This window comes from Pseudoalteromonas sp. S3260 (assembly GCF_005886925.1).
GTDB lineage: Bacteria > Pseudomonadota > Gammaproteobacteria > Enterobacterales > Alteromonadaceae > Pseudoalteromonas > Pseudoalteromonas tetraodonis.
In genome coordinates, this window is sequence record NZ_PNCV01000216.1 from 1 (window position 1) to 378 (window position 378).

The window sequence follows — 378 nt, forward strand, 5'->3', positions numbered from 1 at the left end:
GGCAAACACGGGGCGATTCACAAAGAATCTTTTTTTGTTTTTGCGCACATCTTACAATATGCCAAGGAAACCAAACCAAGATTACGGAAAGTAAAGATAGACCACTGAAGCTAAAGTTCTCATTTGCAACTTCATAATTATCTCTAAGCATTTGAAATATAAACATAAGAAAATTACCAAGCCCTGTTAAAGCGTCTGGCAATAGTCTTATACCCACTAATAAAGAAATCGTAAACCAAACGATCCAGATGTTAATATTACTTTTTATGTTGGACGTATATTCAAAATGATTACCTAAAGCAACATTTTTAGCCTTTTCAACTTTAGCCTTACCTTCTTTCGAGGAGATAGCCCCTTCTTGTATCTCTCTGTAATAGA

1 protein-coding gene is annotated in these 378 nt (G+C 34.7%); it reads right to left on the reverse strand.

Annotated features, from left to right (window positions below; genetic code table 11):
* Positions 1-378: hypothetical protein (locus CWC14_RS19235; protein ID WP_171036881.1), on the reverse strand; the 378-nt coding region annotated here is incomplete at both ends.